At 68.0% G+C, this 22,399-nt stretch carries 20 protein-coding genes and 1 pseudogene; 9 read left to right on the forward strand and 12 right to left on the reverse strand.

Translation table 11 applies throughout. The features are described from left to right. The first annotated feature begins 45 nt into the window (after positions 1–45). Positions 46–978: an MBL fold metallo-hydrolase gene (locus LGM42_RS22545; RefSeq protein ID WP_226233229.1), complete on the forward strand. Its 933-nt coding sequence runs from the start codon at positions 46–48 to the stop codon at positions 976–978. 153 nt (positions 979–1,131) lie between these two features. Here LGM42_RS22545 and LGM42_RS22550 read toward each other — a convergent pair. Next, a pseudogene (locus tag LGM42_RS22550) lies at positions 1,132–1,401 on the reverse strand (hypothetical protein); the annotation flags it as partial. A 102-nt stretch (positions 1,402–1,503) separates the two neighbouring features. Here LGM42_RS22550 and LGM42_RS22555 point away from each other — a divergent pair. Beyond that, a complete protein-coding gene (locus LGM42_RS22555; protein ID WP_226233230.1) occupies positions 1,504–2,265 on the forward strand; it encodes a hypothetical protein in 762 nt (253 codons plus the stop codon). Between the two features lie 245 nt (positions 2,266–2,510). Here the strand turns inward: LGM42_RS22555 and LGM42_RS22560 are convergent, their stop codons facing one another. From LGM42_RS22560 to LGM42_RS22595, 8 genes are all read right to left on the reverse strand, one after another. After that, a complete protein-coding gene (locus LGM42_RS22560; protein WP_226233231.1) occupies positions 2,511–3,905 on the reverse strand; it encodes an aspartate aminotransferase family protein in 1,395 nt (464 codons plus the stop codon). A 20-nt stretch (positions 3,906–3,925) separates the two neighbouring features. Then, the gene (locus tag LGM42_RS22565; RefSeq protein ID WP_226233232.1) at positions 3,926–5,404 is read right to left on the reverse strand and encodes an NAD-dependent succinate-semialdehyde dehydrogenase; all 1,479 of its coding nucleotides are present in this window, start codon (positions 5,402–5,404) and stop codon (positions 3,926–3,928) included. A gap of 121 nt (positions 5,405–5,525) precedes the next feature. After that, positions 5,526–5,996, reverse strand: coding sequence for an Lrp/AsnC family transcriptional regulator (locus LGM42_RS22570; RefSeq protein ID WP_060310024.1), 471 nt, complete (start codon positions 5,994–5,996; stop codon positions 5,526–5,528). A gap of 13 nt (positions 5,997–6,009) precedes the next feature. Beyond that, complete coding sequence (gene doeB, locus LGM42_RS22575) at positions 6,010–7,035, reverse strand: N(2)-acetyl-L-2,4-diaminobutanoate deacetylase DoeB (protein WP_060310056.1); 1,026 nt, start codon at positions 7,033–7,035, stop codon at positions 6,010–6,012. 4 nt (positions 7,036–7,039) lie between these two features. After that, positions 7,040–8,248, reverse strand: a complete 1,209-nt coding sequence (doeA, locus tag LGM42_RS22580) for an ectoine hydrolase DoeA (RefSeq protein WP_060310025.1) — start codon at positions 8,246–8,248, stop codon at positions 7,040–7,042. 10 nt (positions 8,249–8,258) lie between these two features. Then, the gene (locus LGM42_RS22585; RefSeq protein ID WP_060310026.1) at positions 8,259–9,263 is read right to left on the reverse strand and encodes a cyclodeaminase; all 1,005 of its coding nucleotides are present in this window, start codon (positions 9,261–9,263) and stop codon (positions 8,259–8,261) included. Position 9,264: 1 nt separating this feature from the next. After that, entirely contained in the window at positions 9,265–10,236 is a 972-nt protein-coding gene (eutB, locus tag LGM42_RS22590; RefSeq protein ID WP_226233233.1) for a hydroxyectoine utilization dehydratase EutB, read from the reverse strand. Positions 10,237–10,343: 107 nt separating this feature from the next. Beyond that, the gene (locus LGM42_RS22595) at positions 10,344–11,756 is read right to left on the reverse strand and encodes a PLP-dependent aminotransferase family protein (protein ID WP_226233234.1); all 1,413 of its coding nucleotides are present in this window, start codon (positions 11,754–11,756) and stop codon (positions 10,344–10,346) included. A 419-nt stretch (positions 11,757–12,175) separates the two neighbouring features. Between LGM42_RS22595 and LGM42_RS22600 the strand changes: the two genes are divergently transcribed. From LGM42_RS22600 to LGM42_RS22625, 6 genes are all read left to right on the forward strand, one after another. Further along, positions 12,176–12,655: a MarR family winged helix-turn-helix transcriptional regulator gene (locus LGM42_RS22600; RefSeq protein WP_060310029.1), complete on the forward strand. Its 480-nt coding sequence runs from the start codon at positions 12,176–12,178 to the stop codon at positions 12,653–12,655. Next, positions 12,652–14,775: an FUSC family protein gene (locus LGM42_RS22605; RefSeq protein WP_226233235.1), complete on the forward strand. Its 2,124-nt coding sequence runs from the start codon at positions 12,652–12,654 to the stop codon at positions 14,773–14,775. The genes LGM42_RS22600 and LGM42_RS22605 overlap by 4 nt, the downstream gene beginning before the upstream one ends. A gap of 34 nt (positions 14,776–14,809) precedes the next feature. Next, complete coding sequence (locus LGM42_RS22610) at positions 14,810–15,022, forward strand: DUF1656 domain-containing protein (RefSeq protein WP_006481008.1); 213 nt, start codon at positions 14,810–14,812, stop codon at positions 15,020–15,022. Between the two features lies 1 nt (position 15,023). After that, on the forward strand, positions 15,024–15,974 hold the full coding sequence (locus LGM42_RS22615) for an efflux RND transporter periplasmic adaptor subunit (RefSeq protein WP_226233236.1): 951 nt from the start codon (positions 15,024–15,026) through the stop codon (positions 15,972–15,974). Continuing rightward, positions 15,971–17,458, forward strand: a complete 1,488-nt coding sequence (locus LGM42_RS22620; protein WP_226233237.1) for an efflux transporter outer membrane subunit — start codon at positions 15,971–15,973, stop codon at positions 17,456–17,458. The genes LGM42_RS22615 and LGM42_RS22620 overlap by 4 nt, the downstream gene beginning before the upstream one ends. Positions 17,459–17,643: 185 nt before the next feature. Beyond that, the gene (locus LGM42_RS22625) at positions 17,644–18,069 is read left to right on the forward strand and encodes a TOBE domain-containing protein (protein ID WP_060310033.1); all 426 of its coding nucleotides are present in this window, start codon (positions 17,644–17,646) and stop codon (positions 18,067–18,069) included. A gap of 244 nt (positions 18,070–18,313) precedes the next feature. On the opposite strand, the gene LGM42_RS22630 is transcribed toward LGM42_RS22625, so the two are convergent. Continuing rightward, a complete protein-coding gene (locus LGM42_RS22630) occupies positions 18,314–19,375 on the reverse strand; it encodes a DMT family transporter (protein ID WP_226233238.1) in 1,062 nt (353 codons plus the stop codon). A gap of 481 nt (positions 19,376–19,856) precedes the next feature. Next, on the reverse strand, positions 19,857–20,534 hold the full coding sequence (locus LGM42_RS22635) for a ProQ/FinO family protein (RefSeq protein WP_059641113.1): 678 nt from the start codon (positions 20,532–20,534) through the stop codon (positions 19,857–19,859). Positions 20,535–21,155: 621 nt separating this feature from the next. Between LGM42_RS22635 and LGM42_RS22640 the strand changes: the two genes are divergently transcribed. Continuing rightward, positions 21,156–21,740 (forward strand): DUF2889 domain-containing protein, encoded by a 585-nt coding sequence (locus LGM42_RS22640; protein ID WP_226233239.1) that lies wholly within the window; start codon positions 21,156–21,158, stop codon positions 21,738–21,740. Between the two features lie 107 nt (positions 21,741–21,847). On the opposite strand, the gene LGM42_RS22645 is transcribed toward LGM42_RS22640, so the two are convergent. Further along, positions 21,848–22,339, reverse strand: coding sequence for an NAD(P)H-dependent oxidoreductase (locus LGM42_RS22645; protein ID WP_226233240.1), 492 nt, complete (start codon positions 22,337–22,339; stop codon positions 21,848–21,850). Between the last annotated feature and the right edge of the window lie 60 nt (positions 22,340–22,399).

Below are 22,399 nucleotides of genomic sequence, written 5' to 3' on the forward strand. Positions count from 1 at the left end.
CCGTGCCGCGCGGCTTACCTCTCTCGACGAACAGGACTACTGAACATGAACGCACCCATCCGCAACGTCCGGCCGGTTACCGCCCGCCTGGGCAACGAATCTTCGGGCGAGCTCGTTTCGTCCCGCTACGCGGTGCGCATCGGCGACGTCGATGTCGTGCTGATCAGCGACGGCGTGCTGCCGCTGCCGACTTCCACCATGTCCACCAACGTGAGCGAAGCGGACCGCAACGCGTGGTTCGACGGCCGTTTCCTGCAACGCGACATGTTCGACTGGGCGCTCAACATCGCGCTCGTGCGCAGCGGCGATCGCCTGATCCTGATCGATTCGGGCGTGGGCGACGGTTTCGAATACTTCACGCGCGCCGGGCGCTCGGTGATGCGTCTGGAATCGGCCGGCATCGATCTGGCCGCGATCACCGATATCGTGATCACGCACATGCACATGGATCACGTCGGCGGGCTGAACGTCGACGGCGTCAAGGCGAAGCTGCGCCCCGACGTACGCATTCACGTGTCGGCCGCGGAAGTGGCGTTCTGGAAGCATCCGGACTTCAGCAAGACGGTGATGCCGGAAACCGTTCCGCCCGCGCTGCGCAAGGCGGCAGCGAGGTTCATGGAACTCTACGGCGAACACGTCGTGCAGTTCGATCGCACCGTGGAAGTCGCCTCGGGCGTGTCGGCGCGGGTGACGGGCGGGCATACGCCGGGGCACTGCGTGGTCGACATCGCATCGAACGGAGAAAAGCTGACGTTCGCGGGCGATGCGATTTTCGAAGTCAACTTCGACAATCCCGACTGGCAAAACGGCTTCGAACACGATCCCGAAGCGGCGGTCGACGTGCGTCTCGCGCTGTTCAACGAAGCCGCGGACACCGGCTCGATGCTGGCTGCCGCGCACGTCGCGTTCCCGTCCATCGGCCATGTTGCCCGGGACGGCGACGGTTTCCGGTTCGTCCCGGTCGTGTGGGATTATTGAGTGACGGGCAATAGCCGACGCGCGCCGTAGGCGATGCGACGACGGTTTTCCTGAACCGTACTCGCGCCCGTACCGGCAAGAAAAAGCGCCGCCGCACTTGCATGCGGCGGCGGCGCCTCGCGCGCCGGAACGCGCATCAGGACCGCTGACAACTCACGCGACGGCCGAAGTATTCCGCTCCGCGACCTCGTCCACCGCATCCTTCACGATCGCGACGATCTCGTCGGCTTCCCCACGCGTCATCACGAGCGGCGGCGCAAAGCCGAGAATGTCGCCGTGCGGCATCGCCCGCGCGATCACATCCCACACCTTCTCGCCTACGATCACGCCCCACGGCGGCGCATACGCACTCGTCAGCCCCTTCGCGACGGTAATCAGATCGGGCTTGATCCCGACGTGCTGCGCGCCCGTCTTCCGGCTCATACTTGGTCCGCTCGCCCACGCTCAAGCTTTTCCCCAAAGATCCGATAACCCGTGCGTCCAGCAAGTATTTTGCCAACGAACAGCCATGGAGATCGGACGCACATGTTACTGAACAAAAAAAGCTTCGCCGCCCTAGCGCTCCTGATTTCCATCTCAGGCCATGCTAGCGATGCGACGCCCGAGATCGATAGTGAAAAACTGGGTGCGGTCAAGACCGTGACGGTCGTCTATCCCGGTAAAGCGGTGTACATCGCATTCGGGCCGTCTGGTCCCATTCACATCCCGATTCCAATTCCAGGTGCCGGCGTAGTCGGAGCGCTCGCAACGGGAGCCATCGCGGGCGCTGTCAACGCCGGGCTCAACAAGAGCGAAAACAACTCGCCGACGTCACTCAACGACCTCGTGACGGCCAAATTGGGCGACACTGGGTTGAACCGGCGCTTCACCGACAGTATCGAAACGGTTCTGCGAAACCATGGCTTCACCGTAAAGGAGGTTGATGCGTCATCACCGGGCCTCCCCACGGTCAAACCGGACGAGCACCGCCTCTGGCAGGCAAGCGGCTCGCCCTATCAAGGAAGCGATGCCGTTCTGTACATTCGTGTCGGAACAGGCTATGTAACGCCCGGCGCTCGTCACGCGTACACGCGCAGAGTGATCGGCGACATTGTCATGTTCAAGAGCGACACATACGATGCCATTCTCCGACAACATGTCAGTTGGAAGCAGTCCAACGACCCATATAGCTATCCGTCGATCGAATCGCTGGAAAGCGATCTTCAACATGCAATCGACGGCCTCAACGAAGGTCTGATGGCACAGGTTGATCCGTTCAACAAGTTGTTCGACTCGCTTCAGCGCTAAGGAACATCGAAGCGTTCGCACAAGAAAAAATGCCCGCACTGGCATTCATGGATAGTGATGCCGATAGGAGCTGGATGACCGGCGGGGATCAATAGTGAAGAAAACATCCGCCGACTTGCTTCCTTTGCACGCTGATAGCCAGGCGGCTAGCCAAACTCGCGAACAGCCCCCAAAAACACGCCGCCGCACTTGCATGCGGCGGCGTCGCCTCGCGCGCCGGAACGCGCATCAGGACCGCTGACAACTCACGCGACGGCCGAAGTATTCCGCTCCGCGACCTCGTCCACCGCATCCTTCACGATCGCGACGATCTCGTCGGCTTCCCCACGCGTCATCACGAGCGGCGGCGCAAAGCCGAGAATGTCGCCGTGCGGCATCGCCCGCGCGATCACGCCGCGCTGCAACGCCGCAGCCGACACCTGCGCGCCGATCTTCAGCGCGGGATCGAACGGCGTACGTGCGTCCTTGTCGGCCATGAACTCGAGCGCGGCCAGCATCCCGACGCTGCGCACTTCGCCGACGAGCGGATGCGCGTCGAATGCGTCGCGCAGCTTCGCGCCGAAATACGCGCCGACCTCGGCCGCGTTGCCAACGAGGTTCTCGCGCTCCAGAATCGCGAGGTTCGCGAGCGCCGCGGCCGCGCATACCGGATGGCCCGAATACGTCCAGCCGTGCCCCATCGGCCCGTGTTCCTGCGAGCCGCGCGCGATCACGTCCCACACCTTCTCGCCGACGATCACGCCCGACAGCGGCGCATACGCGCTCGTCAGCCCCTTCGCGACGGTAATCAGGTCGGGCTCGATCCCGAAGTGCTGCGCGCCCATCTTCGAGCCGAGACGCCCGAACCCGCACACGACTTCATCGGAAATCAGCAGGATGTCGTGCTTGCGCAGCACGGCCTGGATCGCGGGCCAGTAGCCGGCCGGCGGTTCGATGATGCCGCCCGTGCCCATCACCGGCTCCGCGATGAACGCGGCGACCGTGTCGGCGCCCTCGCGCGCGATCAGCTTCTCGAGTTCGTCGACGCAGTACGCGACGAACTGCGCTTCATTCATGCCGGCCGGCGCCTTGCGGTACCAGTGCGGACACACCGTATGCTTCACGCGGTCGATCGGCAGGTCGAAATGCTGGTGGAAGCTCGGCAGGCCCGTGAGGCTGCCCGTCACGATGCCCGAGCCGTGATAGCCGCGCTCGCGCGAGATGATCTTCTTCTTGTTCGGGCGGCCGAGCACGTTGTTGTAATACCAGACGATCTTGACCTGCGTCTCGTTCGCGTCGGAACCCGACATCCCGTAGTAGACCTTCTTCATCCCCGCCGGCGACCAGTCGATGATGCGCGACGACAGCTCGATGATCGCGTCCGACGCGTGACCGACGTACGTGTGGTAATAGGCGAGCTGCTTCGCCTGTTCGTGCATCGCGTCGGCCACTTCGGTGCGGCCGTAGCCGATGTTCACGCAGTAGAGGCCGGCGAACGCGTCGATATAGCGCTTGCCCTGGTGATCCTCGATGCGGATGCCTTCGCCGCCGCGCACGATCTTGCCCGGCAGCGCGCCGGTCTCGTGGTCGTACGCGTGCGTCGACGGGTGCATGAAGTGGGCGCGGTCCTCGCGCAGCAGTGCGTCGATCGATTTTTGCATGATGTGCTCCTTTGAATGGGTCAGGCCGTCGCCGCGACGGGCAGGCCGAGATTGCCGAGGCAGAAGTACTTGGTTTCGGTGAATGGCTCAAAGCCTTCGGCGCCGCCTTCGCGCCCGAGGCCCGACGCCTTCATCCCGCCGAACGGGATCGGCGCGCCGGTGAATTTCACGCCGTTGACCGACACCATCGCGAAATCGAGCCGCCGCACGAGCTGGAAGATCGTGTCGACGCGCGTCGCGCACACGTAGGCGGCGAGGCCGTATTCGGTGTCGTTGGCCGTTTCGATTGCCTCGTCGAGCGTGTCGAACGCGCCGACGGCCGAGATCGGCGCGAAGTTTTCCTCGTCGACCACGCGCATGCCGGGTGCGGCATCCGCGATCACGGTCGGCTCGTAGAACCAGCCGCCGAGCGCATGCGGCCGGCCGCCCGCGACGATGCGCGCACCGCGCGCCCGCGCATCCTCGACGCGCGCCACGGTCGCGTCGAACGCGGCCTGATGCATCAGCGGGCCGACGTCGACGCACTGCTCGAACGCGGGCCCCGTCTTCAGCGCGCGCACCGCGTTCGCATACCGTTCGACGAACGCGTCGTACAGCGGGCGCGCGACGAGAATCCGGTTCGCCGCGCAGCAGTCCTGGCCGGACGTCTGGAACTTCGCGCCGACGGCGATCGGCACCGCCTGGTCGAGATCCGCGTCCTCGGTCACGATGAACGGCGCGTTGCCGCCCAGTTCGAGCGCGATCTTGCGAATGCCGGCCTTCGCGGCGGCTTCGGTCACGAGCCGCCCGACGCGCGTCGAGCCGGTGAAGCTCACCGCACGCACGCGCGCGTCGCCGACCAGCGTTTCCATCGCCATCTGCGGCTCGCCGAGCACGACGTTGAACACGCCGGCCGGGAAGCCGGCCTCGTCGGCGAGCTGCGCGAGCGCGAGCGCCGAGAACGGCGTTTCGTGCGCGGGCTTCACGACCACGGTGCAACCGACCGCGATCGCGGCCGCCGCCTTGCGCGTGATCATCGCGGCCGGGAAATTCCACGGCGTGATCAGCGCCGCGACGCCGACCGGCTCCATCACGGTGCCGAGATGCGCACCGTCGATATGCGTCGGAATCGTGCGGCCCGCGACGCGTTTGGCCTCGTTCGCGAACCATTCGACGAAGCTCGCCGCATAGCGGATCTCGCCGCGCGCTTCGGCCAGCGGCTTGCCCTGTTCCAGCGACAGCAGCGCGGCCAGATCGTCGACGTGACGCAGGATCAACGCATGCCAGCGCAGCAATGCCGCGCTGCGCGCCGCTTGCGATGTCCAGCGCCAGGTGCCGTACGCGCGCTGCGCGGCATCGACGGCCGCGACGATCTGCGCGCGATCGAGCATCGGCACGTGACCGATCACGGCCTGATCGGCCGGGTTCACGACGGCGACCGTCGCGGCACTGTCGCTGTGGATCCAGCGACCGTCGACGTAGCAGGTCGACTTGAACAGAACGGGGTGTCCGGGCAGCATGCTGCGTCTCCTCGTTGGTGGGCACGGACTTCATTGTGTCGCGCCGGCGCATGCGGAAATTTCGGTTTGCACGGCTGGAAATGCCGGTTTTTTCCGTATTGCCGCGCGCCGGCGCGAACTTTCACAACCAGTCCGGCACGCCGCCGGAGGTGCACTTCACGACCTTCGTCACGATGTACGTGAAGTAGCGCTCGATGCCGAGATCTTCCATCAGCAACGCATCGATGAAGCGCTGGTAATGGTCGATGTCGCGCGCGACCACGTGCAGCACGTAATCGACGCCGCCGCCCGTCGCGTAGCACTGCGCGACCTCGGGCGCCGCGGCCACGCGATCCTCGAAGCGCCGCATGTCGGGCGCGGTATGCCGCGACAGCGTGACCTCGACGACGATGCGGCTACCGGTGCACGCGCCGATCCAGTCGACGTCCGCGCGATAGCCGCGGATCACGCCGCTTTCCTCGAGCTTGCGCACGCGCTCCCATGCCGGCGAAATCGACAGGTTCACGGCTTCCGCGAGTTTCGACTTCGTGATGCGCCCGTCGCGCTCGAGCAGGCGCAGGATCGCGAGGTCGTATCGGTCGAGCTTGATCACGTCGTGCGCGTCCTCATACGGCCACCGGAATGTTGCGCTCGACGATGTCGGCCACCACCGCGATCGTGTCGCCGGGTTGCACGATGCCGGGGAAGTGCCGGGCCGCGAGCAGCCCGCGCCGCCGCGCGACGTATTCGATCGGCGTGACGCCCGTGCGATCGATGTCGTGCACGCGCGCGAGCACGTCGCCGGCGTCGACCTCGGTGCCGAGATCGCGGCACATCTCGAGCAGCCCGTGATGCTCGCTCGTCGTGAAGCACGAACCGTCCGGCATGTCGAGCAGCGTCGTCGTACGCGGCGCGTTGCCGTCGATCACGTCCTTCGTGATCACGCCCGCATGCGCGAGGAATCCATACACGCCGCGCTCGGCGATCGCGACGCTCGCGGCCGTCGACGTGCCGCCGCCGCCCAGCTCGGTCGACACGAACACCTTGCCGGCTTCCTCGGCCGCGCTGTCGTAGAGGCCGACGCTGTCGAGTTCCAGCATGCGCATCGAATACGGCGCGCCGAACGCGCGCATCGCGCGCTCGCAGCGCGCTTCCTGGTCGCGGTCCGCCAGCACGTGAATCGCCGCAAACGGCACGAAGTCGAGTGTGCGGCCGCCCGCGTGAATGTCGAGCACGTGCGTCGCGAGCGGCAGCAGGTGACGCTGGAAGTAATCGGCGATCTTCTCGGTCACGGTGCCGTCCGGCCGGCCCGGGAAGCTGCGGTTCAGGTTGCCCGCGTCGATCGGCGACGTGCGGCAACCGGCGCGAAACGCCGGGTAGTTCATGAACGGCACGACGATCACGCGGCCGGCCACGTCGGCCGCCTTCAGCGAACCGGCCAGCTTCGACAGCGCGACCGGCCCTTCGTATTCGTCGCCGTGATTGCCGCCGGTCAGCAACACCGTCGGCCCGTCGCCGCGCTTCACGACGGTCACCGGAATCATGATCGCGCCCCACGCGGAATCGTCGCGCGAGTACGGCAGCTTCAGGAAGCCGTGCTGTTCGCCGTCCGCGTCGAAATCGACGGTCGGCGTAATCGGGGAAGCACGCATCGCCCTACTCCTTCACGAACAGCTTGCGCGGCACGTTGCAGAACGTCTCGACGCCGGTCTCGGTGATCAGGATGCTTTCCGTGATCTCGAGCCCCCAGTCGTCGAGCCACAGCCCCGGCATGAAATGGAACGTCATGCCGGGTTCGAGCACCGTCCGGTCGCCCGGACGCAGGCTCATCGTGCGCTCGCCCCAGTCGGGCGGATAGCTCGCGCCGATCGGGTAGCCGCAGCGGCTGTCCTTCTCGATGCCCGCACGGCGCAGCACCGCGAAGAACGCATTCGCGACGTCCTCGCACACGTTGCCCGGCTTCGCGGCCGCGAGCCCGGCCTCGATCCCTTCGACCACCGCGCGCTCGCCTTCGATGAAGTGCGCGGGCGGCTTGCCGAGGTAGACCGTGCGCGACAGCGGGCAGTGATAGCGGCGGTAGCAACCGGCGATCTCGAAGAACGTGCCGGCACCGCGCGCGAACGTCGAATCGTCCCACGTCAGGTGCGGCGCGGCGGCATCCGCGCCGGTCGGCAGCAGCGGCACGATCGCCGGATAGTCGCCGCCGAAGCCGTCCGCGCCGCCGATGCCGGTCGCATAGATCTGCGCGACCAGGTCGCTTTTCTTCATGCCGGGCTCGATCGTCTCGACGATGTGCGCATGCATCCGCTCGACGATGCGCGCGGCCACGCGCATGTACTCGATCTCGCGCGGCGACTTCACCGCGCGCTGCCAGTTCACGAGCGTGGTCGCATCGACCCAGCGCGCGGCCGGCAGATGCCGCTGCAGCGACGCGTACGCCGCCGCGCTGAAGTAGTAGTTGTCGAGCTCGACGCCGATGCGCAGCGTGCTCCAGCCGCGCGCCGCGATCACTTCGGCGGAAAGGTAGTCCATCGGATGACGGGCCGTCGACTGCACGTAATGATCGGGATACCCGACGATGTTTTCGTGCGCCATGAACGCGGTGCGCTTCGCGCCGTTCGCGTCCTGGCCGCGGCCGAACCACACGGGTTCGCCGTCCAGCGCCAGCAGCACGCACTGGTGCACGTAGAACGACCAGCCGTCATAGCCGGTGAGCCAGCCCATGTTGGTCGGGTCGGTGACGATCAGCAGGTCGATGCCGGCCCGCTCCATCGCCGCGCGCGTCTTCGCGATCCGCGCGGCATATTCGCTGCGATCGAACGCGAGACGCGGCGCGGCTTCGTAGGTTTCGATGACTGCGGCCATCTGTCTCCTCTCAGGTCGTGAGGTCGTTGTGGAAAATCGTGCCGACTTCCGCCGCGCGGGCGCGCTCCAGCGCAAGCACGGCAATGGCGGTGTCCTGCGCGCCGGTGCCGGTCAGATCGCAGATCGTGATGTCGTCGCGATGCGTGCGGCCGTCGCGGCGGCCGGCGATCACTTCGCCGAGTTCGGGGAACACGGCATCGGCCGGCACCACGCCGGCCGCGATCGCATGCGCGAGCTCGCCGGCTACGCGGGTCTGCTGCAACCGGTCGCAGAAGTAGTGCGCGGCGCCGAACACCGACGGCGCGAGTTCGGTCTTGTAGTCGGCGTCCGAACCCATCGCCGTCACGTGCAGCCCGGGATGCAGATCCTCCGCGTGCACGAGCGGCGCGCGGCTCGGCGTGGTCGTCACCGCGATGTCGGCGTCGGCGAGCGCCGCGTGCACCGAGCGCGCGACGATCGCGTCGATCCCGTATGCGGCGCGCACGTCGGCCGCGAATCGCGTGGCACGCTCGGCATCGCGCGCCCACACCGTCACGTGCGTGATGTCGCGCACGAGCATCAGCGCGTCGAGCTGCAACCGGGCCTGCTCGCCCGCGCCGACGATCGCCGCGCGGCGCGCATCGGCGCGCGCGAGCCGGCGCGCGGCCACGGCGCCGGCCGCCGCGGTGCGCACGGCCGTCAGGTAGCCGTTGTCGAGCAGCACGGCCTCGGTCAGGCCGGTGCGCGCGGACAGCACGAGCATCAGCCCGTTCAGGCTCGGCAGCCCGATCGACGGGTTGTCGAAGAAGCCGGGGCTGACCTTGATCGCGAAGCTGTCGAAGCGTGGCAGGTAAGCGGTCTTGACGTCCACTTCGGCGTGGCGCTCCGGCAGCGCGAGATTCAGGATCGGCGGCATCACGACGGCGTCCGTCGCCAGCGACGCGAACGCGGCCTCGATCTGGTCGATCGCGGCGAGATCGAGCGGCACCAGCGCACGCAGTTGCGCCTGGCCAAGCAACGTGACGGGACGGGTCATGTCAGTTCTCCGAAACGAGCCGGCGATGGGCGGCCATGTCGATGTTCGCGCCGCTCACGACGACCACGATCGGGCCGCCGCGATCGCGGCGCGCGATCCGTTCATCCAGCAACGCGGCGAGGCCGACCGCGCCGGCGCCTTCGACGACGAGCCGTTCTTCCCGATACGCATGCGCGATGCCGCGCGCGATCGACGGCTCGTCGAGCAGCACGACGTCGTCGGCCAGCGCGCGCGTCAGGTCGAACGTGTAGCGGTTGTCGAGGCCGATGCCGCCGCCGAGCGAATCGGCCAGCGTCGGCTGCTCGGCGACGTCGACCGGGCGGCCGGCCGCGAGGCTCGCATGCATCGCGGCGCCGCGCGCCATCGATACGCCGATCGCCTCGACCGCCGGCCGGATCGCCTTCGCGGCAAACGCGACGCCGCTGAACAGGCCGCCGCCCGACAGCGGCACGACGAGCGTCGCCGTATCGGGCAGCGCCTCGAGAATCTCGACGCCGATCGTCGCCTGGCCCGCGATGATGCGCGGATCGTCGAACGGCGGCATGTACGCATAGCCTTCGTCGCATACCAGGCGCCTTGCTTCCGCCTGCGCGTCGTCCTGGCTGTCGCCGACGATCACCACGCGCGCGCCGAGCGCCGCGACCGCTTCGACCTTGTTGGCCGGCACGCGCGACGACATGCAGACGGCCGCGTCGATGCCGAGCGCGCGCGCCGCGTACGCGAGCGCGCGACCGTGATTGCCCGTCGACGCGGTGACCACGCGCGTCACGCGCTGCGCCGCGAGTTCCGCGAGCGCGTTGGTCGCGCCGCGCAGCTTGAAGCTGCCGGTCGGCTGCAGCGTTTCGAGCTTCAGGTAGACCGGTGCGCCAACGCGCGCGGACAGCGCGGCGGATGCAACGAGCGGCGTACCATCTGCGCGCCCGGCGAGGCGGCGGCGCGCGCGGTAGACGTCGGACAGCGACAGGAAGGACATGGAACGCACGCCTCGCGACGAATGTGATGCGATCCAGTCTAATGTTCCAAATCGCGCTTTCGAATGTCCTGATACATTGCGCGCGACGTTGCGGCGGCGCCGCCGGTTCAGTGGAAATCGTTCAGGTGCGGATACTGCTCGAACACGCCCGCGATCGTCTCGAGCGCAGCGTTGCACGCGGCATCGGTGGTTTCGGCGCCGATGCACACGCGCACCGCGTTCGGCCGCTCCGTGCCGCCAACCAGAAACGGATCGGGCGACGTCACCGCGATCTTGCGCGTGCGCAATTCGCGCACGATCCGCTCGGCCTGCCAGTAGTCGGGCACGCGCAGCCATGCCGAAACCGCATTGGGATGCGCGCCCAGCACATACGGCCCCAGCGCGGCCCTCACCATCGCCTGACGCACGGCGAGCCGCTGGCGCTGCAGTTCGACGAGCCGCCGCGCGGTGCCGTCGGCGATCCAGCGCGTCGCGATTTCCGCGATCGGCGACGTCGCCATCCAGCTGCTCACGCGCAGCACGCTCTCGACGCGCAACGCGAGCCGCCGCGGCATCGCGAGATAGCCGGTGCGCAAGCCCGTCAGCACCGATTTCGTCATGCTCGTGCAGTAGAAGCCGAGCTCCGGAATCAGGCTGGCGATCGGCGTGGCCGTCTTCTCGGGCAGCGGACCATACACGTCGTCCTCGATCACGTACACGCCGTAGCGCGTCGCGATGCGCGCGATCGACCGCCGCCGCGACTCGGTCATCATCGACACGGTCGGGTTATTGAGGGTCGGCGTGCAGACGAGCGCGCTGATACGCTCGCCGTCGCACATCTCCTCGAAATGTTCGGGACGGATGCCGTGCTCGTCCATCTCGAGCCCTTTCAGCGTAAAGCCGAGCACGTTCGCGGAGCCGATCACGCCGTGATCGGTCAGGCTCTCGCACAACACGGTATCGCCCGGCCCGACGATCGACGCGAGCGCGAGAAAGATCCCGTGCGCCGCGCCGTTCGTGACCAGCAGCGATTCGCGGTGCACGGGCATGTTCAGCGACGCGAGCCACGCGGCGCCGGCGTCGCGATGCGCATCGAGGCCGGCGATCGGCCGGAACGAGCGGATCCACGGCTGATCGTCGGTGCCCGCCAGCGCCGCGCACACGCTGCGCCACGCGGCATCGTGCTCCGGCGTGTGGACGATGCGGGCGATCGAGAAGTCGACCAGTTCGCGCTCGGTCGTATCGAGGATGTAGTTCGACATCGATTCGGTCACGCGCGCGGCCACGAAGCTGCCGCGGCCGACCTCGCAGCGGATCAGCCCCTGGCGCTCCAGCTCCTTGTACGCGTTGGTGACGGTCTGCACGCTGACGCCGAGGCTCGACGCGACGTCGCGCTGCGGCGCGAGCCGTGCGCCCGGCGCGAGCGCGCCGGTTTCGATGTCGCTGGCGATCGCCTTCACGAGCCGCTTGTATTTCGACTCGATGCCGTGCACGGCGCCGATCGCGTCGCGCCAGCCTGCCGATACCTCGGTCCGTCCCATCTCGATGTCTCCGTCATGGCTTCCGCATGGTCGCTCAGAAAGACACCCTGAAAATATTGTCCTAGTGCAATCGCGCGCGAAAGCAGGACGTTGCGGGTCGAAGCGGGTCGCGCAAGCGACGTGCCCGGCATGCGTACGCGCCCGGCTCTTCAATTGATCGGACGAATGTCGGGTCGGCTGCGCGGAATGCGGCACGCGCGGGCGTACTTCGCGTTGCCGGACAGTTCTCGTTCCGACTATTCGATATGGTCGCCGCGCCCGACATGCGCGGTTCGCGGGCGCCAGCCTTGCAGCTTGACCACGGCCGGCACGCCGTCTGGATTGCTTCACAAGGGCCGGCCGTGCCGCCTGAGATGTGTCATCCGGTCGGCAAAAACGATAGTTTGCTATCGAATCTTTTTGCCCCTATCATCTCGCCCATGACCAATCTGCACGACCTCCGCCTCGCCGTCAGCAGCCTGCTCGTGCTCACCGCGCGCAAGTGGCGCCGCACCAGCGACGGCGTGCTGACCGCGTACAACGTGTCCGAGGCCTGCGCGACGCCGCTCCTGATCGCCGGGCGCCTCGGCGAAGGCGTGCGGCAGGGCACGCTCGCCGAACACGTCGGCATCGAAGGGCCGTCGCTCGTGCGCCTGCTCGACCAGCTGTGCGCGGCCGGCCTCGCGCGCCGCGACGAGGATCCGCACGACCGCCGCGCGAAGACGATCTCGCTGACGGCCGCCGGCCGCGCGGTCACCGCGAAGATGGAGGAAGACCTGCGCGCGCTGCGCGCACAAGTGCTCAAGGGCGTGTCGCGCGCCGATCTCGAAGCCACGCTGCGCGTACTGAACGCATTCAACGCAGCCGACGCGCCCCCTGCGGCTTCGCCCCCGTCCCACTCCGCCGATTCCGCGTCATGACCTATCCGAGCCTCCGCGACTGGCTGTTCTCGGGCAAGACGTTCGCCGCATCGATGCTGGCGCTGTACCTCGGCCTGTATTTCCAGTTGCCGCGCCCGTACTGGGCGATGGCGAGCGTGTACATCGTGTCGAACCCGTTCGTCGGCGCGACGCGCTCGAAAGCGCTGTACCGCGCGCTCGGCACCGCGCTCGGCGCGGCCGCCGCGATTTTCTTCGTGCCGCCGTTCGTCGAGACGCCGCTCCTGTTCAGCGTCATCGTCGCGACCTGGTGCGGCACGCTGCTGTACCTCGCGATCTCCGATCGCACCGCGCGCAGCTACGTCTTCATGCTCGCCGGCTATACGATGCCGCTGGTCGCGCTGCCGACCGTCACCGACCCGTCCACGATATTCGACGTCGCGATCGCGCGCACCGAGGAAATCGTGCTCGGCATCGTCTGCGCGAGCGTGGTCGGCAGCACCGTGTTTCCGAACCGGCTCGCGCCGACGCTGATCGAGCGCACCGACGCGTGGTTCAAGGACGCCGCGTTCTACGGCCGCGAAACGCTGTCCGGCCATCTGGCCGGCAAGGCGCTGTCCGCGTGCCGGCAGCGGCTCGCCGCGACCATCACCGGCCTCGAGTTCCTGCTGAGCCAGCTGGGCTACGACCATGCGCATCCGCGCCTGCTCGCGCGGGCGCAGGCGCTCGCGGGCCGGATGCAGCTGTTCCTGCCGCTGATGTCGTCGCTCGCCGATCCGCTGGTTGCGCTGATGCGCGACCTGCACGTGCGCCCGCCCGCGCTCGACGCGCTGCTGGCCGACGCCGCGAAGTGGTTCGACGCGCCGCTGCCGGCCGTGAAGACCGGCACCGACGGCGACATGGCGCACGATCCGGTCGCGGACGACCTGCGCGCGCGCATCGCCGCGCTGCAGCCGCCCGCCAGCGCGCTCGCGAGCTGGGACGGCGCGCTGCTGTCGAATGCGCTGTGGCGGCTGCGCCAGGTCATCGACATCTGGCAGGACTGCCGCTCGCTGCGCGCGCTGATCGCGAACGAGTCGGGCGTGTGGCAGCCGCGCTACCGGCACTGGCGGCTCGGCGGCACCGAGCGCTTCTTCGATCGCGGGATGATGCTGTTCTCGACGCTGACCGTCGTGTTCGCGATCGTGTTCGCGTGCTGGCTGTGGATCTCGTCCGGCTGGCACGACGGCGCGGCCGCCGTCACGCTCGTGGCCGTGTCGTGCAGTTTCTTCGCCGCGCTCGACGAGCCGGCGCCGCTGGTGTTCAAGTTCTTCCTGTCGACCGCCGCGAGCGTCGTGTTCGCCGGCCTGTACCTGTTCGTCGTGCTGCCGCACGTGCACGATTTCGCGATGCTCGTGCTGATGTTCGCGGGCCCGTTCATCCTGATCGGCACGCTACTGCCGCGCCCGCAGTTCAACATGGTGACGATGCTCGTCGCGGTGAACACGGCTACCTTCATCAGCATCCAGAGCGCGTACGAAGCCGATTTCTTCGTGTTCCTGAACAGCAACCTCGCGGGCGTCGCCGGGCTGCTGTTCGCGTACGTGTGGACGCGCGCGACGCGCCCGTTCGGCGCGGAACTCGCGGTGCGGCGCCTGCTGCGCTCGGGCTGGGAGGACGTCGCGCGCTCCGCGTCGACGCAACCGCTCGACGACCAGCGCAACCACGCGTCGCGGATGCTCGATCGCGTCACGCAACTGCTGCCGCGCCTCGGCGCGTCCGACGATCACCGCCACCCGTCGATCGAAAGCTTCCGCGACCTGCGCATCGCGCTGAACGCGCTCGACCTGCGCCGCTCGCGCCGCCGGCTGTCGGGCGACGTACCCGACGCGATCGATCGCGTGCTGGCCGGCGTCACCGATCACTACGCGCGCTGCGCGGCCGCGAACGCGCGCCAGCCCGTGCCGCCCGCGCTGCTCGCGACGATCGACGACGCGCTGCGGCGCGTGGCCGGCAGCACCCTGCCGGGCGCCGCGCCGGCCGACGGCGCCGCCTCGCCCGCCGTACCAGCCGCGCACCGCCGGCTGCGCGACACGCTGCACGCGCTCGTCGGGCTGCGCCTGTCGCTGTATCCGGCCGCGGCCGCACAACCGCCGCAGGCGCCGGACGGAGCGCGCGCATGAACCGGCTTTCCACCTTGTCCTTCCGAGCGCGATCATGATCGGCGAAATCGACATCTTCGGCGTGTTCGTGCCGGCCCCGCTCGTGCTGATGCTGATCGCCTACCTGATCAACATCGTCGTGCGCGCGGTGCTCGAGCGCGTCGGCTTCTACCGCCTCGTCTGGCATCGTTCGATCTTCGACCTCGGCATCTACGTGTTCGTGCTGGCCGCCGTCGTGATCGTGTCCCACCAACTCGTGGCTACCTAACGTGAAAAAATCCTGGCTCTCGGCAGGGCAAGTCCTGCTCACCCTGATCGTCGTCGTCGTGGCCGGCCTCGTGCTGTGGCGCATCATCAACTACTACATGTTCTCGCCGTGGACGCGCGACGGGCACGTGCGCGCCGACGTGATCCAGGTCGCGCCGGACGTGTCCGGCCTCATCACGTCGGTGCAGGTTGCCGACAACCAGGAGGTCAAGCGCGGCCAGGTGCTGTTCGTGATCGACCAGGCGCGCTACGCGCTCGCGGAGCGGCTCGCCGAAGCGACGCTCGCGCAGCGCCGCGCGACGCTGGCGCAGGCGAAGCGCGAATACGCGCGCAACCTGCAGCTCGGCAACCTGGTCGCGAGCGAACAGGTCGAGGAAAGCCGCACGCGCGTCGAGCAGGGCGAAGCCGGCGTCGCCGATGCGCAGGTGTCGCTCGACACCGCGAAGCTGAACCTGCAGCGCACGACGATCGTCAGTCCCGTGGACGGCTACCTGAACGACCGCGCGCCGCGCGTCGGCGAATACGTGCCGGCCGGCCGCGCGGTGCTGTCGGTCGTCGATCGCCATTCGTTCCGCGTCGACGGCTACTTCGAGGAAACCAAGCTGCGCGGCATCCATATCGGCCAGCCGGTCGACATCATCGTGATGGGCGAGCCGCATGCGCTGCGCGGCCACGTGCAGAGCATCGTCGCCGCGATCGAGGATCGCGACCGCACGCAGGGCGCGAACCTGCTGCCGAACGTGAACCCGGCATTCAGCTGGGTGCGGCTCGCGCAGCGCGTGCCGGTGCGCGTCGTGCTCGACGAGGTGCCGGACGATTTCCGGATGATCGCGGGCCGCACCGCGACCGTGTCGATGCGCGGCGCCGACGCGCGCCGCAACGCCGACGCGAAGCCGGTGGTCGGTGCCGGCACGGCGCCGGCGGCATCCGGCGCGGCGGGAGCATCGCAATGAAGCGGCATGCCCTGCGCGTCGCGGCGACGCTCGCGCCCCTGGCGCTTGCACTCGGTGCATGCAAGTCGGTCGGCCCCGACTACACGCTGCCGCAGCAGGCGTACGTCAATGCGCCGCTCGCGAATCACGCGCTCGACGACGCGAACGGCGCGCTGGTGTCGCGCGACGCGGTGCCCGGCAACTGGTGGCAACTGTACGACGACCCGGTGCTCGACGGGCTCGTGCGCGATGCGCTGAAGTCGAACACCGACCTGCGCGTCGCCGCCGCGAACCTCGCGCGCTCGCGCGCGGCCCTGGTGGCCGCGAATGAACAGGGCGGATTCTCGGGCGGGGCGGAAGCGGCCGTGCAGCGCGCGCAGGAATCGGCCGAGCAGTACCTGCTCGAAAACAAGCTGCCGGTCGTCAACGAAGGCACGGTCGGCATCAACGTGTCGTACGAGCTCGACCTGTTCGGCAAGCTGCGGCGCGGTGTCGAAGCCGCGCGCGCGGACAGCGAGGCCGTCAAGGCGGCCGGCGACCTCGCGCGCATCACGGTCGTGGCCGACGTCGTGCGCGCCTACGTCGAAGCATGCTCGGCCGGCGACGAACTGGCGATCGCGAAGCGGTCGCTCGCGCTGCAGCAGCAACGCGTCGCGCTGTCGCAGCGGCTGCGAGATGCAGGACGCGGCAACCAGACCGACGTGACGCGCGGCGTGACGCAGGTACGCACGCTCGCCGCCGACATCCCGCGCTTCGAAGGCCGCCGCAAGATCGCGCAGTACCAGCTCGCCGCGCTGCTCGCGCGCGCGCCGGCCGACCTGCCGAAAGCCGTCACCGAATGCGAGCGCCTGCCGAAGCTGCGTCAGCCGATTCCGATCGGCGACGGCGCCGCGTTGCTGCGCCGCCGCCCCGACGTACGCGAAGCCGAGCGGCAACTCGCCGCCGCGACCGCGCGGATCGGCGTGGCGACCGCCGCACTGTACCCGTCGGTCAGCATCGGTGCATCGGCCGGCTCGGTCGGCGTCGCCGCCGACCTGTTTTCGTCCACCACGAATCGCTGGTCGTTCGGACCGCTGATCAGCTGGTCGTTCCCCGTCAACGGCCAGCGTGCGCGCGTGCGCGAAGCCGAAGCCGCGACGGGCGGCGCGCTCGCGCACTTCGACGGCGTCGTGCTGAATGCGCTGCGCGAAACGCAGTCGAGCCTCGCGACCTACGCGGCCGACGTGCAGCGCACCGATGCGCTGCGCACAGCGTACGAATCGGCCCGCAATTCCGCCGACGAAACCCATCGTCTCTATGCGGCGGGCCGCGAGTCGTTCCTCTCCGATCTCGACGCGACGCGCACGTTGACGAGCGTGCGGGCGCAGGTCGCGGCGGCCGAAGGTCAGGTCGCGGCCGACCAGGTGCGGCTCTTCCTCGCGCTCGGCGGAGGTTGGGAGAGCGACGGCGCGACAGGCACCGGCTCCCGCGCCGCGACACCTGCGAGCGGCCCGTCAGCGCCGTAGCGCCAGCGCCGTCGGCCCCATCACGCAGGTATGACGGAACACGCGGTGGCGGCGAATTTTCGCCGGTTCGCGCCGTGGTATCCACAGCGCGCCGCGCACCGGCGTTGACGGTACACTCGCCGATGCACTTCCATTCATCTGCCGCCGCTGCCGGCCCGGCCGCGGCACCCACCCGGAGAGTCATCATGCGAACCAGCGCCCGCAACCAATTCGCCGGCCAGATCGGCGCCGTCAAACCCGGCGCCGTCAACGACGAAATCACGCTGCGCACGCAGGACGGCCTCGAGATCGTCGCCGTGATCACCCACGGCAGCGCGGCGTCGCTGGGCCTCGCGGTCGGCACGAACGCGTTCGCACTCGTCAAGGCGTCGTCGGTCATCGTGATGGTCGGCGTCGACAGCAGCAAGGTGTCGGCCCGCAATTGCGTCGCGGGCACCGTCGCGTCGGTCGCGAAGGGCGCGGTCAATTCGGAGGTCGTGATCAAGGCCGCGAGCGGCGCGGAGATCATCGCGATCGTCACCAACGACAGCGTCGATCGTCTCGGCCTCGCGAGCGGCGCCGCCGCATCCGCGATCTTCAAGGCATCGAGCGTGATCGTCGGCGTCGAGTGATCGCGTGACGATCGCGATGGCGATTCATTGTGCGCCGCGCATGCCCGTCAAACCGCGGGCGGGTTGCCGGCGCGCGTTCCGCGCTTCCAACCTGATCCGGCCGCGCACGGCACGCGGCTCGCGCATGCCGGCGCATCCTTCTGCAACATGTCGGCAACCGCCATGGCCGGACCAATGACCGGCTTTCCGCGTCTCCCATAAACGGTCACCTTGCGCCCCCCGGCGCGCGTCGCTCACGACACGGTCAATGCCGATGCCGGTGATGAATGTCCGGAAAATGCGCGTGGCTGTGCGTGATCGGCAGATGCACGTGCGGACGTGTGTGCGGTTCGTCGCCGTCATACGGGAAGTCGTGCGCGTGTTGGTGATGGTCGTCGTGCCGATGCCGATGCGTATGCTCGAGCCGCTCGTGCGCATGCGTGTGTTCGTGCCGTTCGCGCACATGCAGCCAGATGCCGAGCGCCATCAGCGCGGCCGCGATCCAGAACGTCGCGGGCGGCAGTGCCGGCCAGATCAGCAGCGACAGCACGACCCCGAACAGCGGTGCGATCGAAAAGTACGCGCCGGTGCGCGCGCTGCCGAGATGACGCAGCGCGACGACGAATAGCCCGAGGCTGATCCCGTAGCCGCCGAGCCCCGTCAGCATCGCCGCGGCCGTGACCGGTATCGCGGGCAGCGTCGCGCCGGTCGCCAGCGCGATGCCGATGTTCACCGGCCCCGCGATCAGCCCTTTCAGGCACGCGATCACCATCGCGTCGTTCGCGGCCACCTTGCGGGTCAGGTTGTTGTCGATCGCCCAGCACAGGCATGCGCCGACGATCAGCAGCGCACCGACCGGCACACCGGCGCGGCCCGGTGTCCACGACAACAGCGCACCGCCGGCGACGATCGCCACCATGCCGACGAACACCTGCGTATCCACGTTCTCGCGGAACACGACCCAGGCGATCACAGCCGTCAGCACGCCTTCGAGATTGAGCAGCAACGCGCTCGTCGCCGCCGGCGTGGTCGACAGCCCGAGCATCAGCAAAGCCGGGCCGGCCACGCCGCCCGCCGCGATCGCCCCGGCCAGCCAATGCAGGTCCGCGCGCTGCAGCGGTGCGGCATCCGCGGTTGGCGCGCGACGGCCGTACCAGCCGCGCAACAGGATCCCGATGCCGAGCCCGACGCCACTGCCCAGATAGAAAAGGCCTGCGACCATGAACGGCGACATCGCGCCGATCAGCGCCTTGGCGAGCGGAGTCGCGGCGCCGAACAGCGTGGCGGCGGCGAGCGCGACGAAAATCGCGGAATGTCTCGGGTTCATGATCCGGTTTGAATTGACGTTGAAGAGCCCGGCTTGGCATCCGCCGGCATCGGTTATCGTTCGGCATGCAAGCCGCATGCACGCGCCGAGCGGCCGTAAGCGGACGATCCAATCGCAATTATCGCGCGCCATCATGTCACGACGGCCGGATGGGATCGCACGCACGGAAATCGGCGATTCCCGCCGATCAATTCGGAAGCCGAAATATATAACTGAAGCTGCAATTTGCTCGGCTATGCAAACCGTCTACGCGAGGATATGAAAAAAGCGGAGCATCGCGCATGCGGCGACGTTCGACGGACGTTCGTTGTCCGGTCGTGTGGCTCGTTCAACGTGAGAGGGAGTGCGTACCGGCAGATCGGACGCCGGAGGAGGGAGTCCCGGCCTGCCTCGGTCGAGGCAGGCCGGTCTGTCGTGTCATGCGCCGCATGCGACGGGCATGTTGGCATGTGCGGTGCAACGAGCCGCGGCGCGATGCCGATTAGTCGTTGCTGGCCGTTTGCTGTTCGACCTGCGGCGCGGCGTCGTTCTGCACCTTCGCTTCCGCTTCCACTTCGGCTTGCGCCGGCTGCGGCGCGGCAGCGCCCTCGGCCTGCTGCTCGGCCTTCGGCTGCTGCGGCGCACCCTTGGCCGATTGTGCCGCGCCCTTGCCCGGACGGCGAGCCTTCAGCCGGCGCGCGCGCGCCGCGTCGTCGTGCGTCACGCGCCCGGCTTCGTTGCCCTGCAGGTCGACGCGCACCGCGTCCTCGACAAGGCACGACCAGTAGCGGTTGCCGCGGCACCACGTCGACATCGCTTCGCGCAGTTCGGCTTCGTTGAGACCGATGGCCTGCGCCTCGCGTGCGAGATCGTCCCAGATGCCGACCTTGAGCGGTACTTTGGGGGCCGGATTCTTCGGGAATGCGCGCGGAAACTTCCGCTGCAGTTTGCCGATTGCGACGATGACCGGATCGACCGGCGCCGACGGCTTCGCCGAAGCAGGCTTCGCCCGATGCTGCGCCTGGGCGGCGGCGCCCGGCTTGGCGCCGCGAGACGGCCGGTCGCCGGACTTCGGCTTCGCGCCGGCGTCCGTCGGCGCTGCCGGCCGCTTCGCGTTGCGCTCCTGCTTGGCCTTCGCTGCGAGCTGCGCCCGCAATTCGGCAAGTTGTTCAAAACCCATAAATTCAATCCACCAGGAATATAAGGTGTGGTTCGTGCGGCCCTGCCGCGCGGCTTGCAAGCTTCGCCGCCATGCGTGCGGCCGGTCTGCCGCCGGTGCGGAACACTACGGGGCCGCATCGCGCACGTCACTCTGTTTTCAGGCACCCGGCCTCGATGCCGGACAAGGCAGGAGTGGAAGTATACCGGTACGCGGGACAGCCGGCTGACTCGGCGGTCCGCATTTGCCCGATCCAGGGTGCCGGAAATGCGTCCGCGCGGTCGTGTTGCGCATTATATGGATACGTTTCCGGATGTCACGCCATTAGAGGCCACTACCGGAAATCGGGGCCGGGGCGACATGCGATGAACGGTGTTCCGCGTGACGGATGTCGAACCGCGGCGCGTTGCGTCGCCTTCGGACATCGCGCCGCACGCCGCGCCTCGTTTGCGCCGGCATCGCTGTACGACTCGTTGCGTCCGCATCGATCGTGGCGCGGACGAAGATATCGGAAAGTGCGTAGTATGGCCAAGGCAACTTCGTTGGCGGCAGGGCGCGCGTGCTTTTCACCGCGCGCCCGATCGGCCGGGCGCGATCCCGTCGCCTGCGAAAAGGCCCGGTGACACGAGATGGAGCGAATGCATGGTTTCCCAAGACGACACGCCGCACGACGGCATCACGCGCGAGGAGATTCACCATCGGCAGATCGACATGCGCGGATATCGGCGCAGCGATGGCCTGTTCGAAGTGACGGCGTGCCTCGCGGACCGCAAGACCAACGATTTCACGCCGCCCGGCGGCGCACGGACGGTCGCGGCGCTGACGCCGCTCCATGATCTGGGCGTGACACTGGTCTTCGACATCGACATGGTCGTACGCGCCGTATCGACGTTCATCCGTTCGCATCCGTATGCGCAGTGTCCGGGCGGCGGCGACTCGCTGCAAGCGCTCATCGGGTTGAACATCGGCGCCGGCTGGAACAGCGAGGTGCGCAAGCGCCTGCCGTCCTGCGACACGTGCACGCACCTGAAGGAATTGCTCGGGCCGATCGCCACGACGGCCTATCAGACGATGGTCGGCATGCGGCGCTCGTCGCTCGATTACCGTGACAGTGAAGGAAAGCCGCTCAAGATCGACAGTTGCTACGCATACGGCGCGTCGCGCGATCTCGTGAAACGTCTGTGGCCCGAATACCATCGATCCGCGGCAACCACAAAGGACAGTTGAAGCCTTGGCATTCGGCCGATTCGGCGTTGTTTGCGGAATCGGTATTGCGCGAATGGAGCGGATCCGACCTGTGCCGATACGGCAAATCGGCACCGTCGCATCCGTCATCAGAAAACACCCAGCGCGAGCCCCGCGGCAAGCCCCGCACCCAGTTCGGCGCAGCGCGCAAGCTCGTCGCCGCCGATCGTCTTCATCGCGAGAATACGCTCCGGCGTCTGCGCATGCGTGCAGACGATCAGGCCGGGCGCGACGCTCTTCAGCCGCCACCCGGTCGCGATCCGGTCGATCTGGCGCAATGCGTTCTGCCCATCGCTTCCGGCGCAGATCATCGCCGCATACGGACGGCCATTCACGCGATCGAGCGCCGCGTAATAGCAGCGATCGAAAAAGTCCTTCATCAGCCCGGACATCGCCGCAAGATTCTCGGGCGTCGCGAACAGGTACGCGTCGGCGGCCAGCACGTCGTCTGCGCTCGTCGCGTCCGCGCGCTGCAACCTGACGTCGACGCCAGGCTGAGCGCGAGCCGCATCGGCAGCCGCTTCGGCCATCTGCTGCGTGCCCCCGGTCATCGTGTGATAGACGATCAACAGCGTCTTCATGGATAGATGCTCACGTTCGGCTTCGGATGCGTCGACGATATCGCTGTTTCGGCCGGCCGC

Source organism: Burkholderia sp. AU39826, assembly GCF_020419965.1.
GTDB classification, from domain to species: Bacteria; Pseudomonadota; Gammaproteobacteria; order Burkholderiales; family Burkholderiaceae; genus Burkholderia; species Burkholderia semiarida.